At 66.3% G+C, this 811-nt stretch carries 1 protein-coding gene; it reads left to right on the top strand.

Annotated elements, in window-relative coordinates; translation table 11 throughout:
• Positions 1–750 (top strand): bifunctional methylenetetrahydrofolate dehydrogenase/methenyltetrahydrofolate cyclohydrolase FolD (gene folD, locus RA20_RS22950; RefSeq protein WP_039134612.1); only part of this gene is annotated, 750 nt, incomplete at its 5' end.
• Between the last annotated feature and the right edge of the window lie 61 nt (positions 751–811).

Genomic DNA, 811 nt, shown 5'->3' with positions numbered 1-811 from the left:
CAGGTCTATGTGCGCTCCAAGGGCAAGCAGACCGTTGAGGTCGGCATGAACTCCTATGAGCACAAGCTGGAGGCGGACACCTCTGAGGCGGATCTGCTGGCGCTGATCGATCAGCTGAACAATGACGCATCGGTGCATGGCATCCTGGTGCAGCTGCCGCTGCCGAAGCACCTGGACGAGGATCTGGTGATCAACTCGATCGCGCCGGAGAAGGACGTTGATGGCTTCCACATCTCCAACGTCGGCCTCCTGGGCACCGGCCAGAAGTCCATGGTGCCCTGCACGCCGCTGGGCTGCCTGATGATGCTGCGCGACCACCATGGGAGCCTCTCGGGCATGGACGCGGTTGTGATCGGCCGCTCCAACATCGTCGGCAAGCCGATGGCGCAGCTGCTGCTGGGCGACAGCTGCACCGTGACCATCGCGCATTCGCGCACCAAGGACCTGCCCGAGGTCGTGCGCCGCGCCGACATCGTGGTGGCTGCCGTGGGCCGTCCGGAAATGGTGCCGGGCGACTGGATCAAGGAAGGCGCCACTGTCATCGACGTGGGCATCAACCGCATCGAGCGCGGCGGCAAGAACGTGCTGGTCGGCGACGTCGACTTCGCCTCCGCGGCGGAACGCGCCGGCGCCATCACCCCGGTTCCCGGCGGCGTCGGCCCGATGACCATCGCCTGCCTGCTGGCGAACACCGTCACCGCAGCCTGCCGCGCCAACAACCTGGCCGAGCCCGAAGGCCTGACGGCCTGAAGCGCAGACCGCTGAGGTTCAAACAGATTTGCACCCGCCGGAACCCCTCCGGCGGGTGTTT

It is taken from the genome of Leisingera sp. ANG-Vp (assembly GCF_000813725.1).
In the GTDB taxonomy this organism is placed as follows: domain Bacteria; phylum Pseudomonadota; class Alphaproteobacteria; order Rhodobacterales; family Rhodobacteraceae; genus Leisingera.
Note: the sequence above shows the minus strand (reverse complement) of the source record. Positions and strands in the feature narration are given on the sequence as shown.